The sequence below is a fragment of the Ruegeria sp. AF7 genome (assembly GCF_056541885.1).
The window spans coordinates 101,999-116,768 of sequence record NZ_JBQFYX010000007.1 but is presented as its reverse complement, the minus strand read 5'-3'; the positions used below and the strand labels follow the sequence as shown (position 1 = coordinate 116,768).

Genomic DNA, 14,770 nt, shown 5'->3' with positions numbered 1-14,770 from the left:
TCAGTTGGAAGTGAAGGGCCAGACCGGTTCGGATGTGCCCAGTTTCGAAGCGGGCAAATCCCATTGCAGCACAGCGTCACCGAGACTGAGGGCTGGTCTCAGGCGGTGCCCCGGTCCCCAGCCCGAAGCTTCTGTCGCAGGGGAGTAATCCGTGGGCGTCGGAGTAATGGTCTCTGCCTCGACGTTGTCTTTGCCGAGAACCGCCAATAGCTCGGCGGTGCGGGCAAGGGACAGATGCGCATGCATGATGGAATTGCCCGACGCGGCTTCGGCCAATGCGGAAAGGACGGCGGCGGCCATCAGATAGCCGGTCGCGTGGTCCAAAGCCTGAACCGGCAACGGCGTCGGTTTGTCTGCGTCAGCCCATCCCATGCCCGCATGCGCAATTCCTGCGCTCATCTGGACAAGGCTGTCAAACCCGCGCCGGGTCGACCAGGGGCCTTGCCAGCCATAGGCATTCAGCGTCACCTCGACCCTGTTCGGAGCCAGTTCATCGCGCTTGGCGCGCGTCAGGCCAAGCGCATCCAAAGCGCCGGGCCGGTACCCGTGTACGAACACATCCGCTTGGGGCAGAAGTTCTTGCAGCCGTTCCATGCCATTGGTCGATTTCAGATCGAGATAGGCGCAGTGTTTTCCAAGTGAAATGTCGGGGATCACACCGGGTTCGTCCCAACCGGGCGGATCGATCCGCAGAACCTCGGCCCCGAAACCGGCCAATGTGCGGGTGGATACCGGACCTGCCAGAACGCGTGTAAGGTCAAGAACCCGCAGCCCGGCAAGAGGTCTTGCAGGAGTTGCCTGCGGTCTCTCGCGCAGCTTGACGTACCGGGGGCCTTGCCAGCCAATCAACGGGTCGCGCGATACAGCGCGGCCCTGCGGATGTTCAAGCCACTCGGTCCGGCTGCGCATGGCAGCGGCCACGCCGCCTTCGGCCACAATATCGGTTTCCAAATCGGATATGGCCCGGGTTCTGACGGTTTTTGCCACAGCTTCACGCTCTGGCGGGGTGCCGAGAACCTTCATCGCTGCTGCGCGATGGCGCGGAAGGTTGGTGTGCAGCCTAATCCAGCCATCTGAGGCCCTGTAGTCCCCCGCGACCGCATCCCAAAGGTTTGGCATTTCCCAGCCATCGGGCTTGAAGGAATAGCCGAACCACAACGATGCCAGCCGGTGGTCGATGGCGATCTCGGGTGCTTTCTGGGTCAGGTTCAGCGCCTGCATAAAGCGGGCCATCTCTTGCCCAACGGCTGCAAAGCTGGCTGTCGCCAGTTCGGAGACGGCAAAAGCACTTGGCAGAGCGCCTGTGCCGACCTTGCGATATCGGTCGACGGCGGGAAGGGTGGCAAGAAGGCTCATTGCTGATAAGGGTCAAGGCTGTCGCGCAACCCGTCACCCAGAAAGTTGAAAGCCAGTACGATCACGATGATCGGAAGCATCGGGATTGCCGTCCAGGGGTAGATCTCAATCGATGCGAGGTTTTGCGCGTCATTCAGCATCACACCCCAACTGACCGCTGGTGCACGAAGGCCCAGGCCAAGAAAGCTAAGCGCCGTTTCCCCAAGTATCATTGCCGGGATCGACAGGGTGGCTGATGCAATCAAATGAGACATGAAATTCGGCAACAAGTGCTTACGGATCACCCGGCCCGAGCTTGCACCCATCATTTCTGCCGCACGAACGTATTCTTCCTCGCGTAGTGACAGGAACTTTGCACGAACTGAACGCGCCAGTCCTGGCCAGTCGAGGATGCCGAGGATGATCGAAATGATGAAGAATACGGCAACCGGGCTCCAGTTCGATGGCACGGCGGCAGACAGTGCCAGCCACAGCGGCAATTCCGGCAGCGAACGCAGAATTTCGATGACCCGGTTGATGACCCAGTCGATGCGGCCACCGAAATAGCCGGCCATCGAACCGAACAGGATACCCAGAAAGAATGATACCGAAATACCGATCAGCCCCACGGTCAGCGACAGCTGCGCCCCATAGAGGATGCGGCTGAAGATATCGCGACCCAGCCTGTCGGACCCCCAAAGGAACAAGGTGGCACCATCCGGCGCGCAGAAAAGATGCCTGTCTGTCTTGATAAGACCCGCAAGTCGATATTCGGACCCTTCACAAAAGAACCGGATCGGGCGCGGGTCGTCAGTGTCTGGGACGAACTTCCATTGGAAGGTTTCCAGATCCGCCTCGGCGACGATTGGAAAAACATGGGGGCCGATAAAAGCGCCGTCGTAAAACCAGTTCACCGATTGCGGTGGCGCATACAGATGCTCTCCGTTCCGGTCATTCGGGCCATAAGGCGCGATGAAACCTGCAAAGGGCAGCATCAGGTAGCACATAAGCAGGAAAATGCCTGAGATCAGGCCCAGCTTATGCGTGCGGAACTTGCGCCAGACCAACACCCAGTTGGGGGCATCCAGATCGGCGCGTTCCAGTTGCTGTATCGACGCCTGCGGATCAAAGGGCGCGTCATCGACGTAGCGGTTGTCAGGAGTATCGGTCATGCTTCGCGCCCCTCATACCGTATGCGGGGATCCAGCATGACCAGCAGAATATCCGAGATCATCGTGCCGATAAGCGTCAATAGCGCGACAAACATCAGGATAAACGCGGACAGGAATTGGTCTTGCGTTTTCAGTGCTGTCAGCAAAGTCGGCCCGATGGTTTGCAAGCCCAGAACAACTGACACCAGGACCGATCCTGATACCATTGACGGCAGAAGGTTACCGATATCCGCAACGAACGGGTTGAATGCCACGCGCAACGGATATTTCGTCAGCATCCGCGATGGGGCCATACCTTTGGCAATGGCCGTTTCCACATAGGGCTTCCCCAGTTCATCGAGCATATTTGCCCGCAGGCGCTGCATCATCGCCGATGCGCCCGAGGTTCCGATAACAAAAGTCGGAACGATCAGGTGGATGAGAATGGATTTTATCTTGTCCCAACTCAGCGGCTGACCTTCGAATTGCGGGTCCATCAGGCCGCCGATAGGCAGGTTGAAATACCGATGCCCGTAGTAGAACAGGATCAGGGCCAGCAAAAAGTTGGGGGTCGCCAGCCCCAGATAACCCACAAAGGCCGAGGTATAATCAATCCATGTCCGTGATCGCGCCGCAGCAATAACACCTAAGGGAAGGGCGACGGCATATACAAACAGGATCGCGGCCAGGTTGACGACAACCGTCAACCAAAGCGTGTCGCCCACGATCTCCGATACAGGCCGGTCGAACTCAAAGGACCAACCGTAATTGCCTTGGATCAGACCTGAAAATCCGTGCGGTCCCGGCCAGAAGCCAATCCAGATCAGGTACTGTTCCCACATAGGGCGATCCAGAGCGTACTCGGCGCGCAGAAACTCGGCCTTGGCGACGCCCGCTGACTGGCCCGAGGCCTGAAGCTCGGCAATCTGGTTGCTCAGGTAATCACCGGGCGGCAGGTTGATGATTATGAAAATCAGAACCGAGACCACCAACAATGTCAGCAGCATCGTAAAAAAGCGATACACCGCATAGCGCAGCATGACCATTTAGCTGCTCCTGCTTAGTCGGCGAAAAAGAACTCGTCCGGGCGGTGAACGCCGAAATGCGCACCGGGCTCCCATGCCCACATGGCCTGTTCCGGCACGTTGCGCAGACGGTTCGACACGACAATCGGTTGGGGTGCTCCGTTCAGGATACCGATCGCAAAAAGCTGGTCGGCGTGGATTCTCAGCATCTCAGTCCAGACTTCTTTGCGTTCGTCATCGGTAGTTGCTACCTCCCAATCATGGGCCAGTTGCATCAGGCGTTCTGCCTCGGGCATGTCGGGGGCTTCCCCGGCTTCACCACCTGTCTGATAAAACTGGCCCCATTTTGGCCAGGCCAAGAAGACCTGATCGGTTGGTGCCAGGTACGCCGGGGACGTGTGCGCCTGCGGGATACCGTCATCCCATCCATACCAGACCGATGCCATCGAGTTGCCGGCAAACACCCGGTTGCGCAGGATATCGCGATCCAATGGGCGCATGACCAGCTTGACCCCGATCTCGCGCCAGGTGTCAGTAACGATCTGAAGGGCGTTTTCAACCTCTTGCCGCTCGCCAGCGGTTTCGATCACCAGCTCCAGAGGGCGCCCGTCCGGTAGCAGGCGAATACCGTTCTTGTCGCGCTGGGTCAGGCCGACCTCATCCAACAACGCATTGGCCTGGCCGACATCGTAACCGGCCCATGCGGTGGCATTCTTCTCATCATAAAAGGGCGAGGCAGGCAGAACCGACATTGCGCCGGGATGCGCAAGCTTGAAATACAAAGCCTGGTTGATTGTCTCGCGGTCGATGGCAAGGGACAGGGCGCGCCGCACACGGACGTCACGCAACACATCGCGCCAGACGTCATCCTCGAAATTGAGGTTCGGATAAATCGCGATTTGCGACGCAACGCCGGTTTTCCATAGCAATGTCTTGTAGCCGCCTTTCGCCTCGCCTTTTTTCAGGATCGAAGCGTCGCGGAAATCCAGACCCCGGCCTTGCAGGTCGCTTTCCCCTGCATTGGTTTTGGCAGCGACCAGACCGGGGGCAACGATCTCCATCTCGACCACATCGATATAGGGAAGTTGAACCCCTTTGCTGTCGATGCGGTGGTAATAGGGGTTACGTACGAAATTGTGGCGGATTTTCTTGCCGGAACTTGCATTCAGCCAGGGTTGCAACGTGGGCAATTCGTGATTGTCGAACTTGTACAGGTTGTCGAGCTTGTTGTGCAGCGCGGCCCAGCTTTTGACTCGGGCATCGTCGACCAGAAAGGCAAGTTCCTCGGGGTCGGCATATTTCTCGTGATATCGTTTCAGGAAAGCTGCTGGGCGATAGATAAAGGGCGGTCGTGCCTGAGCCAGCGATTGTAGAAAACCCGGGTTAGGGTCCTCCCATTCGAAAATCACCGTGGTTTCATCCGGGAAGGTAACGGTGGGTGATTTGCCTTCGACAATCAGAAAATCCGGCGGGCCTGACGGGCTGAGCAATTTGTTGTTGGCAACGTCTTCCCACCAATAGCGGAAATCTTCCGACGTAAACGGAGAACCGTCTGACCATTTGTGCCCTTCGCGCAGTTTCAGGGTGAACTTGCGGCCGTCTTCGTTTTCAAACGACGCCAGCAAATCGGGGATAATCTCATAGTTCTGGTCAAAACCGACCAGCCGGGCATAGCCATAGACAACCATCTGGCGGATATCTTTGGACCGCGTGATCATGGTGCGCAGGGTGCCGCCCTGTTTGCCGAACTCGCGGCCCTTTGCTTCCAGATCGACTACCAGCGGGTCCTTGGGCAGGCGCTCTTGAACGGGCGGCAGATTGCCCGCTTCTACTTCCGAGTTCCAGAACGCGCTTTCCTGAGGTGTGGGGATTGTCTCTGCCGTGGCGGGCAGCATCCCGATGAGCGCCAGCGAAGCGGCCAGGATCAGGGGGCGAGTGGTCTTAAACATGGCAACGTACCTTATGGCCCGGTTCCAATTCCACCAATGAGGGTATCACGGTGTCCGAGAAACGAAAGGCTTCATCCCAACTGTCCGGCGCGCCGGCGCCCAAGGAAACCACTTTCAGGTCGATCGGGCGATTGATGTCGGGTTCGGGTTGAGCGGCAATCAGCGCTTTGGTGTAGGGGTGGCGCGGATTGTAGAAAAGAGTTTCGGGTGGTGCTTGCTCGACGATCAGGCCTCGACGCATCACGGCAACTTCGTCGGCGATCCGCGCGACGACAGCCAGATCGTGCGAGATGAACAGATAGGACAGGTTCAGGCTTTCCTGCAATTTTTCCAACAGCGTCAGAATCTGCTCTTGCACCGATACATCCAGCGCCGAGGTGGGTTCGTCACACACGATGAGCTGCGGGTCGAGCATCATGGCGCGGGCCACCGACAGACGTTGCCGCTGACCCCCTGAAAAGGCGTGTGGATAGCGTTTCAGCATGTCGGCTGTCAGGCCGACGCGCTGCAACATCTCGGCGGCTTTGTCGCGCTGCTCGGCCGTAGTTCCGATACGGTGAATTTCCAACGGCTCGGTCATCGCGTCCTGAATGCGCATCCGCGGGCTGAGCGAGCTGTAGGGATCCTGAAACACCATCTGCGCATTGCGCTGAAACGCGGTGCGCTGGGCGCGGGTCATGTTGTGCACCGTGATGGGATCGGTATTCGGCGCGGTGCGAAACAGGACTTCTCCGCCGGGATCGGGCAGTTCTGCACCCAATGCAATCCGCGCGGCTGTTGTTTTACCTGATCCGCTTTCACCGACAATGGCCAGCGTCTTGCCGCGTGCCAAATTCAGATCGACCCCTTTGCACGCATAGATTTCCTTGTCGGCCTGCCACCCTTTGCTGGACCGCATCGTGTAGGTTTTTGAGACGCCCTTCATCTGAAGGATCAGATCGTCGTCCGGCATCGGTATACCCACAGAATCCTGATCTGGAATTTCCGGCGCCGCATCAAACAGTTGTTTGGTATATGGATGCGCGGGGGAGGTCAGGATTGGTGCGGCCGGGCCAGCCTCCATGATGCGGCCCTTGTGCATGACTACAACCTGTTCTGCCATGTTGGCAACCACGCCCAGATCATGGGTCACCAGAATAAGCGCCATGCCGGTCTCGCGCTGCAATTCCTTGATCAGCCCCAAAACCTGCGCTTGCGTGGTCACATCCAGCGCGGTGGTGGGCTCGTCCGCGATCAGCAACTCGGGTTTGGATACCATGGCCATCGCAATCATGGCGCGTTGGCGCATTCCGCCCGACAGTTCGAATGGGTAGGAGTCATAGGCACGCTGTGGATCTGGAAAGCCCACGCGCTCGAACTGCGTCAGGACCTTTTTGCGCGCCTCAGACTCAGATAGCCCGCGATGCAGCCACAGGACTTCACTGACCTGATTCCCAATCTTGTGCAGAGGTGACAGTGATCGCATAGGCTCCTGAAAGATCATCGAAACGCGATTGCCACGGATGCCGCGCATTTCCCGCTCGGTGACCGCTGTCAGGTTACATGTGCCCTTGGAATCATTCAGAGTTATCGTGCCGCTGCGTATCTGGGCCGTTCGCGGCAGAATCCGCAAGACGGCCCGGCACGTGATGGTTTTACCCGATCCCGATTCACCGACCAGCGCCAAGGTTTCCCCTGGTTTGACATCGAAATTCACATCCGTGACCACGGAACTGCCCGCACCAAAGCCGATGCTGAGGTCTCTGACGCACAACAACGCGCTCATGCAGGCTTTCCAACCGTTTGGCCGCTTGGTGACATCGGTCGTTTCAACTCCCCGTGATTTTTTCGTCAGTGTCGCGCGGTTCCGCATGTCTAGTCAAACCCGTTCTTGGGCTGAAATGTCGCGAAAATGTGAAACTTTGGGCTTCGTCGCTACACAAAGTCTTGAGAATTTGTCATCTAAGGCGGTGTCGGGGGCATCTATGCTTTCGATTGGTATCAAGGAGATATTTGCCGGTGTCCAAGAATCAAAGCCGTCTGGACTTGTTTATCGATCGTATGGTGTCACAGCGCGCCTGCCTGGATCACGCGATTGCGCAAACGGCAGGCATGGCTGGCCCGGTGTTTGAACTGGGCCTGGGCAATGGGCGCACCTATCATCATCTTGTGCAGCATATCGATGGACGCCCTGTCTTTGTGTTCGAACGCGCGGTGGCTTCGCACCCCGATTCAACCCCGCCCGAAGATCGGGTGATCTTGGGAGATGTGCGCGAGACGCTGCCAGCGGCGGTCGACAGGTTTGGACCGACAGCAAGTCTGATCCATGCAGATCTTGGGGGGCATAATCGCGAAAAGAACGACATCTTTGCGCGGCTTGTTTCCCCGTTGATCGAGCCCTTGCTGACACCGGGTGGACTAATGGTATCAAGCGACCGGATGTATTTCGAGCGGCTGGAGGAAATGCCGTTGCCCGAGGGTGCCGTCGAAGGGCGCTGTTTCATCTATCGGCGCTGACCAGAGTGAAGGGGCCCGCATGATATTCTACGATTGCTCTACGGCCCCAAACCCGCGCCGTGCCCGCATGTTCATCGCGGAAAAAGGGTTGAACATCGAAACGCACGAAATCTCGATTGCTGAGGGCGCGCAGTTGAGCGCGGAGTTTCGTGCGGTGAACCCCCGGGCCACAATCCCGGTTCTGGTAACGGATGAAGGCGCAGTCCTGACCGAAAATCTTGGCATCGCCGCGTATCTTGAAGCGCGTTTCCCCGAACCGCCCTTGATGGGCCGGACCGCTGATGAAAAAGGGTTGGTCCTGATGTGGAACGCAATTGCCGAGCAGCAGGGCGGTGCGCCCATCGCTGAGGCTTTGCGCAACAGCCATCCGGCATTCAAAGACCGTGCTATTCCCGGCACGGTTAATCATGCGCAGATCCCTGAGCTGGCGCAACGTGGGCGCGAGCGGGTTGCGTCGTTTTTTGAACTGCTGGAGGCGCGGCTGAAGCAAAGCGCGTATGTTGCGGGCGATGTATTCACTCTGGCAGATATTTCCACTTTTGTTTTTGTCGATTTCGCGCGCGTCTTAAAGATGCGGATACCGGACGGAAATACGAACACGCAGGTCTGGTTTGAAAGCGTGAAAGCCCGCCCAAGCGCGCAGCTTTAGGTTTGCAAAGCAATAGGTAGAGTTCTCGTATTCTGTACTGTACAGAATTGTCTAGACAGAACTGAACAGTGCCACTAGCGTCTACCCAGATTCTGTTCAGGGAGGTCGGGATGAAATCCCAATATCGCGTAGTGGTCATTGGAGGGGGCGTCGTTGGTGCCTCGGTTCTGTATCATCTGGCCAAATTCGGCTGGTCCGATGTGGTCATGCTTGAGAGGCGGCGGCTGGCATCGGGATCGTCATGGCACGCAGCGGGCGGCATCCATGCCCTGAACGCGGATCCGAACATGGCCTCGTTGCAGGCCTACACAATCGACCTGCTGAGTGAGATCGAAAAGGAATCGGGCCAGAACATCGGATTGCATATGACCGGTGGCCTGACTTTAGCCGGTACGCCTGAACGCTGGGAATGGTTGCAAGCCAATTACCGGATCTTCCAGTCCATCGGTATTGACGACTGCGAGTTGCTGACACCGCAAGAGGCACAGAGACGCTGCCCGATCATGTCAACCGACGGAGTTTTGGGCGCGATGTGGGCGGATCGCGAAGGGTATATCGATACGACAGGCACTGTTCAGGCTTATGCGACTGCGGCCAGGAAACGTGGTGCCGAATATTATGAGGAAACCAAGGTCGAAGAGCTGATCCAGACAGATGATGGTTGGCAGGTTGTGACCGATAAGGGCACGATCACCTGTGAACATGTGGTCAACGCGGCCGGGCTCTGGGCCAAGCAGGTTGGGCGTATGGCCGGGGTAGAGTTGCCAGTCTCACCGTTGAAGCACCACTATCTGATCACAGACACTGTGCCCGAAGTGGCGCAGGCGGATTTCGAGATGCCGATGACTGTGGACCTCGAAGGATTCACCTATATGCGGCAGGACCAGAAGGGCGTTCTGGTGGGGATCTACGAGGTCGATCACGAACACTGGGCGATGGATGGTGCACCATGGAACTATGGCGAGGAACTGTTTCAGGAACAGCTTGACCGGATCGAGAACGAACTGACGCTGGGCTTTGAGCGGTATCCGTCGATTCAGAACGTGGGCATCAAGACATGGGTCAATGGTGCGTTCACGTTCTCACCGGATGGTAACCCGCTGGTTGGTCCGGTTCCGGGCAAACGGGGGTATTGGACGGCCTGTGCTGTGATGGCGGGCTTCCTGCAAGGTGGGGGTGTTGGCAAAACGCTGGCCGAATGGATGATCCATGGCGAGCCCGAAGCGGATGCCTGGCCGATGGATGTGGCGCGCTATGGTGATTTCGCACAGAACAAGCGGTATATCCGTGAAACCACTGGCCAGTTCTATTCGCGCCGCTTCGTGATGACCTATCCGAACGAGCAACTACCTGCGGGTCGCCCGCTGAAGATGGCCCCGGCGCATGACGCGATGACCGAGGCCGGTTGCAAATGGGGTGTCAGCTGGGATCTGGAGGTGCCGCTGTATTTCGCACCCAAAGGGTTTGAGGAAACGCCAACGCTCAAACGTTCGAACGCGCACGACATCGTGGCCGCTGAATGCAGAACCATCCGCGAGGGCGTGGGCCTGATGGATATCACGGGCTTTTCCCGCTTTGAGGTTTCCGGCCCAAATGCTGAAGCATGGCTGGATAACGTTATGGCGTCGAAACTACCCGCCCCGGGTCGTGCCAAGCTGGCACCGATGCTGGGCGAGGACGGGCGGCTCAAAGGCGATCTGACCGTGTTGAACTGGGGCGACGGGACATGGTGGATCATGGGCAGCTATTACCTGCGCGCGTGGCATATGCGATGGTTCAACGATCATATGATGGAAGGGGTCACCGTCCGTGACTTGGGAGAGGAGTATTGCGGGTTCGCCGTGGTTGGACCGAAATCGCAGGTGGTGGTCGAGAAACTGGCCGAACAGGATATCTCGGGCCTGAAATTCATGGGCTGCGGTGATTTCGATATCGGCCTCGTCCGTGCCCGCGTGGCTCGTATGTCGGTGACCGGCGAAAAAGGGTATGAAATCAACTGCCGCTATGGCGATCACATCAAACTGCGCCGCATTTTGCTGGAAGCTGGTGCAGAAGAGGGAATCCGCGAGTGCGGTTTCAATGCGATGCTGTCAACGCGGCTTGAGAAGAGCTTTGGCATCTGGTCGGCAGAGTTCACGCAGGCTTACACACCCGGTATGACCGGCATGGATCGCTGGATCGACTGGGACAAGGATTTCGTCGGCAAGGAGGCCGCTTTGGCCGAACGGGATGGCAATGGCCCGGCGCAGGTACAGGTAACACTGGAAATCGATGCGTTGGACGCCGACGCCAGCGGGTATGAACCGGTCTGGGCCGGCGGCGAACGCGTTGGTTTTGTGACCTCAGGCGGTTATGGGCACCACATCGGCAAGTCGTTGGCGATGGCCTTGATTGACCGTGACAAGGTGGACCCGGGTACGGAACTGTCTGTCCATGTCGTAGGGGTGGAATGTCCGGCGCGGGTAATTGCACCGTCGCCCTACGACCCTCAGGGCAAAGCGATGCGGGGCTGATCATGACGGCTCCGGACCGACGACGCCGAAGGCGAGGGGGCGCGGCTGCCCCGCAGCCCAGCCGCGATGTGAACTATCGCCAGCTCAGGAACCCTTTCCCTTTGATGGAGGTGTTCCCGGCTGACCGGATCGCGGACATGCACGAGACAGCGTTGCGTACGCTCGAGGAGTTGGGTGTAAAGACCCTGCTTCCCGAGGCGCGCAAGCTGTTCAAGCAGGGTGGCGCGCGTGTGGATGAAGGCAGTGAAATGGTCTTTATCGGGCGCGAGATGGTTGAGGCTGCCGTTGCCTCGGCCCCCAAATCTATCGCTTGTCGCGCCGGTTCGCGGCATCGGGATTTCACTCTGGAACTGGGTTCGCTGGTTTTTCAACCGGGGGCAGGCGCGCCGAACGCAACCGATCTTGAGCGTGGCCGTCGCCCGGCGACCAGTCAGGATTATCTGGAGTTTCTGAAGCTCACCCATCATTTCGATGTGTTCCAGATGATCTCGCCTCAAGTTGAACCTCAGGATGTACCGACGCATTTGCGCCACTACTTCACGACACAAGCGCAGATGGAACTGACCGACAAGTTTCCGTTCCTCTTCTCGCGCGGCACGCCGCAGGTCATGGATTGCTTTGAGATGCTGTCCACGGCGCGCGGTCTGTCGGATGATGAGTTTCGGGGCAATGCGCATTGTTACACGATCATCAACACAAACAGCCCGCGCACGTTGGATATTCCCATGGCGCAAGGGCTGATCGACTTTGCGCGCCACGGTCAGATGTCGATCATCACTCCGTTCACTCTGATGGGTGCGATGGCGCCGATCACCGTGGCCGGGGCAATCACCCTGTCCCATGCCGAGGCGCTTGCCGCGCTGACCTTGACGCAGCTGGCCAGACCGGGCGCTCCGGTCTGTTATGGCACGTTCACCAGCAATGTGGACATGAAATCCGGCGCGCCTGCATTCGGGACGCCCTCGCATTTTCAGGCGTCACTGGCCGCAGGCCAGTTGGCGCGTCACCTTGGCCTGCCCTGGCGGTCGGCGGCAGGGTCGGCGTCAAACAGCAACGACGTACAGGCGGCGAATGAAAACCAGTTTGGCCTTTGGGGTTGCCTGATGGCCGGCGCGACTGTGATCATTCATTCAGCGGGCTGGCTGGAAGGGGGATTGACCGTATCCTTCGAAAAGCTGGTCTGTGATGCCGAGGTGCTGAACATGGTGGCCGAGCTTTGCGCAGGCGCGCAGGCGGGGCCTGCCGAGATCGGCTTTGATAACGCTTTAAGTGAGGTCGCGCCCGGCGGTCATTTCTTTGCCTGCCCCCAGACGATGGAGCGCTACACCACCGAGTTCTATCAACCGCATGTCCATGACTACGCCAATTTCGGCACATGGACCGAGCGTGGATCGACGGATACCAACCACCGTGCAACGGGGGTTTGGCAGGGTATCCTGAACGATTTCAAGGCCCCCGCCATAGACAATGATCGTTTTGGTGCCTTGCAGGACTTTATCGCACGCCGCACCGCAGAGGGTGGGGCGCCACCGGAGAGTTGAATGAACAACAAACCTATCCTTCACCGCGACGATCCCGAAGCCGAGCCCCTGATCGGCAATATCAAAGTCACCCGCGACGACTGGCTTAACGTGGCGATGGACGTGCTGATTTCGGACGGGGTGGACCAGATCAAGGTTCTTAACCTGGCCGAGCGGATGGCCGTGTCGCGTTCATCCTTCTACTGGTATTTCAAGTCCAGACAGGAACTTTTGGATGCACTGCTGGCGCGGTGGCAGGCGACCAATACGGTTGCGCTTGTAAAACAGGCCGAAGCGCCAGCCGAAACGATAACGGGCGCGGTCTGCAACGTGCATCGTTGTGTGGTCAACACGGATTTGTTTGACACCGCATTGGACTTTGCCGTGCGCGACTGGGCGCGTAAATCGGGCAAAGTACGCCGTGCGCTGGACCAGTCAGACACACGGCGGCTTGAAGCTTTGCACGCGATGTTCGCCAGATACGGCTATTCCGAGATCGAGTCCGAAACACGTGCGCGCGTGCTGTATTACATGCAGATCGGATATGATCTGGCACAATTGAACGAACCCTTCGAGACGCGGATCTCGATGGTGCCGCATTACCTATACGCCTTTACGGGCGTTGAACCGAAACCCGAAGAAGTTGAAGAATTCAGCGCATATTCCCGGCGCTACTGGAAAGGAGACCCGACATGAGTCAACCAGACGCAATCATCATTGGCACAGGTGTGATCGGCGCGGCCATCGCGTTCGAAATGTCCAAGGCGGGCTGGAAAACCCTGTCTCTGGATCGCAACGCACAGGTTGGACACGGTTCAACCGCCGGGTCCTGCGCGATCATCCGGATGCATTATTCCACCTTCGATGGAACGGCGTTTGCCTGGGAAGGCTATCATTACTGGCGCGACTGGGCTGACTATCTTGGACTGCCAGAGGGGGCCAATCTGGCTCAGTTCAGGGAAACCGGCTGCCTGGTTATGAAGACCGAGGCGAACGGGATGCTGGAAAAGCACATGCGCAATTCATCAGAACTGGATTGCCCGTTCGAAGAATGGTCGGGGGATAAAGTGGTTGAACGCCTGCCGGTTTATTCGCTGGACAGCTTTGCCCCGGCACGCCGTATGGATGACCCGGAATTCGGCCAGTCCAACGGGCGAAAGATGTCGGGTGGAGTGTACTGGCCTCAGGCGGGGTACGTCACCGACCCGGCCTTGTCGGCGCAAAACCTGATGGATGCTGCCAAACAGCACGGAGCCGAGGTTCGCACCAGTGCCGAAGTAACCGAGATCCTGACCGAGGATGGACGTGTTTCCGGTGTAAAACTTGCTTCAGGCGAAGAAATCCGCGCAAGGGTTGTCGTGAACGTGGCCGGGCCGGGCTCGGCTATCATCAATGGGATGGCAGGCGTTCTGGATGACATGACCATCAAGACCCGCCCCCTGCGGCAAGAGGTCGTGCATGTCCCCGCCCCGGAAGGGTTCGATTTTGAAAACGACGGAACCATAGTTTCGGACAGTGACATCGCCTGCTATTGCCGCCCGGAACACGGCAATCACATCCTTGTGGGATCAGAGGATCCGGAGTGTGATCCGCATCAGTGGTGCGAAGATGATGTGAACTACAACCGCGAGTTCACGGATCAATGGACCACACAGGCTATGCGATATGCGCAGCGTGTACCCAGCCTTGGCATCCCATCGAAAACGCGAGGCGTGGTTGACCTTTACGATGCCTCAACCGACTGGATTCCGATCTATGACAAATCCAGCCTGCCGGGGTTTTACATGGCCTGTGGGTCCAGCGGGAACCAGTACAAGAATGCGCCGATTGCGGGGAAGATGATGGCGGCACTGATCGCGTATTGCGAAGGCGGAGCGGATCACGACGCGGAACCGCTGCAATTCGAACTGCCTTATATCAAACGCACCATCGACGTGGGCTTTTACTCACGAAAGCGCCCGATCAATGAGGAAAGCAGTTTTTCGGTTCTGGGCTAATCGGGTTTTGGCATCGATCAAAGTCGAGCGGGGCAGGTTAACAGCTTGCCTCGCGCTATGACCGACACGATGTTCGGCGCATGACATCCGGGCGCGCCGCTGTCGGTTGTCTGCTGTTCAGAAGTTCTGGGTGTG

Annotated in this window: 11 protein-coding genes; 6 read left to right on the top strand and 5 right to left on the bottom strand. The window is 58.1% G+C overall.

What is annotated here, in order from left to right:
• Genes ACR0AP_RS13360 through ACR0AP_RS13340 form a run of 5 tightly spaced genes read right to left on the bottom strand, consistent with a single transcriptional unit; the run spans window position 1 to window position 7,225 of the window.
• Window positions 1-1,356, bottom strand: coding sequence for a CoA transferase (locus ACR0AP_RS13360; protein ID WP_480507112.1), 1,356 nt, complete (start codon window positions 1,354-1,356; stop codon window positions 1-3).
• Window positions 1,353-2,507, bottom strand: a complete 1,155-nt coding sequence (locus tag ACR0AP_RS13355) for an ABC transporter permease (RefSeq protein WP_209598243.1) — start codon at window positions 2,505-2,507, stop codon at window positions 1,353-1,355. Before ACR0AP_RS13355 ends, ACR0AP_RS13360 begins: the two co-directional genes overlap by 4 nt.
• The gene (locus ACR0AP_RS13350) at window positions 2,504-3,532 is read right to left on the bottom strand and encodes an ABC transporter permease (protein WP_209505333.1); all 1,029 of its coding nucleotides are present in this window, start codon (window positions 3,530-3,532) and stop codon (window positions 2,504-2,506) included. Before ACR0AP_RS13350 ends, ACR0AP_RS13355 begins: the two co-directional genes overlap by 4 nt.
• 14 nt (window positions 3,533-3,546) lie before the next feature.
• Window positions 3,547-5,460, bottom strand: a complete 1,914-nt coding sequence (locus ACR0AP_RS13345) for an ABC transporter substrate-binding protein (protein WP_480507111.1) — start codon at window positions 5,458-5,460, stop codon at window positions 3,547-3,549.
• Window positions 5,453-7,225, bottom strand: a complete 1,773-nt coding sequence (locus tag ACR0AP_RS13340) for an ABC transporter ATP-binding protein (RefSeq protein ID WP_480507110.1) — start codon at window positions 7,223-7,225, stop codon at window positions 5,453-5,455. Before ACR0AP_RS13340 ends, ACR0AP_RS13345 begins: the two co-directional genes overlap by 8 nt.
• A 233-nt stretch (window positions 7,226-7,458) precedes the next feature.
• Between ACR0AP_RS13340 and ACR0AP_RS13335 the strand changes: the two genes are divergently transcribed.
• The 6 genes from ACR0AP_RS13335 to ACR0AP_RS13310 all read left to right on the top strand — a co-directional run bounded on the left by ACR0AP_RS13335 (window position 7,459) and on the right by ACR0AP_RS13310 (window position 14,635).
• Window positions 7,459-7,956, top strand: coding sequence for a class I SAM-dependent methyltransferase (locus ACR0AP_RS13335; RefSeq protein WP_480507109.1), 498 nt, complete (start codon window positions 7,459-7,461; stop codon window positions 7,954-7,956).
• A 19-nt stretch (window positions 7,957-7,975) separates the two neighbouring features.
• The gene (locus ACR0AP_RS13330) at window positions 7,976-8,605 is read left to right on the top strand and encodes a glutathione S-transferase family protein (protein ID WP_480507108.1); all 630 of its coding nucleotides are present in this window, start codon (window positions 7,976-7,978) and stop codon (window positions 8,603-8,605) included.
• 110 nt (window positions 8,606-8,715) lie between these two features.
• Window positions 8,716-11,118, top strand: coding sequence for a GcvT family protein (locus tag ACR0AP_RS13325; RefSeq protein ID WP_480507107.1), 2,403 nt, complete (start codon window positions 8,716-8,718; stop codon window positions 11,116-11,118).
• A gap of 2 nt (window positions 11,119-11,120) precedes the next feature.
• Complete coding sequence (locus ACR0AP_RS13320) at window positions 11,121-12,659, top strand: trimethylamine methyltransferase family protein (protein WP_480507106.1); 1,539 nt, start codon at window positions 11,121-11,123, stop codon at window positions 12,657-12,659.
• Window positions 12,660-13,334, top strand: coding sequence for a TetR/AcrR family transcriptional regulator (locus ACR0AP_RS13315; protein ID WP_209505343.1), 675 nt, complete (start codon window positions 12,660-12,662; stop codon window positions 13,332-13,334).
• A complete protein-coding gene (locus tag ACR0AP_RS13310) occupies window positions 13,331-14,635 on the top strand; it encodes an NAD(P)/FAD-dependent oxidoreductase (protein ID WP_480507105.1) in 1,305 nt (434 codons plus the stop codon). The genes ACR0AP_RS13315 and ACR0AP_RS13310 overlap by 4 nt, the downstream gene beginning before the upstream one ends.
• Window positions 14,636-14,770 lie beyond the last annotated feature (135 nt).

Coding starts and splice junctions, on each gene's coding strand:
- ACR0AP_RS13330 (WP_480507108.1), top strand. CDS start 7,976: ATGATATTCTACGATTGCTCTACGGCCCCAAACCCGCGCCGTGCCCGC.
- ACR0AP_RS13310 (WP_480507105.1), top strand. CDS start 13,331: ATGAGTCAACCAGACGCAATCATCATTGGCACAGGTGTGATCGGCGCG.
- ACR0AP_RS13355 (WP_209598243.1), bottom strand. CDS start 2,507: ATGACCGATACTCCTGACAACCGCTACGTCGATGACGCGCCCTTTGAT.
- ACR0AP_RS13315 (WP_209505343.1), top strand. CDS start 12,660: ATGAACAACAAACCTATCCTTCACCGCGACGATCCCGAAGCCGAGCCC.
- ACR0AP_RS13345 (WP_480507111.1), bottom strand. CDS start 5,460: ATGTTTAAGACCACTCGCCCCCTGATCCTGGCCGCTTCGCTGGCGCTC.
- ACR0AP_RS13340 (WP_480507110.1), bottom strand. CDS start 7,225: ATGAGCGCGTTGTTGTGCGTCAGAGACCTCAGCATCGGCTTTGGTGCG.
- ACR0AP_RS13325 (WP_480507107.1), top strand. CDS start 8,716: ATGAAATCCCAATATCGCGTAGTGGTCATTGGAGGGGGCGTCGTTGGT.
- ACR0AP_RS13320 (WP_480507106.1), top strand. CDS start 11,121: ATGACGGCTCCGGACCGACGACGCCGAAGGCGAGGGGGCGCGGCTGCC.
- ACR0AP_RS13350 (WP_209505333.1), bottom strand. CDS start 3,532: ATGGTCATGCTGCGCTATGCGGTGTATCGCTTTTTTACGATGCTGCTG.
- ACR0AP_RS13360 (WP_480507112.1), bottom strand. CDS start 1,356: ATGAGCCTTCTTGCCACCCTTCCCGCCGTCGACCGATATCGCAAGGTC.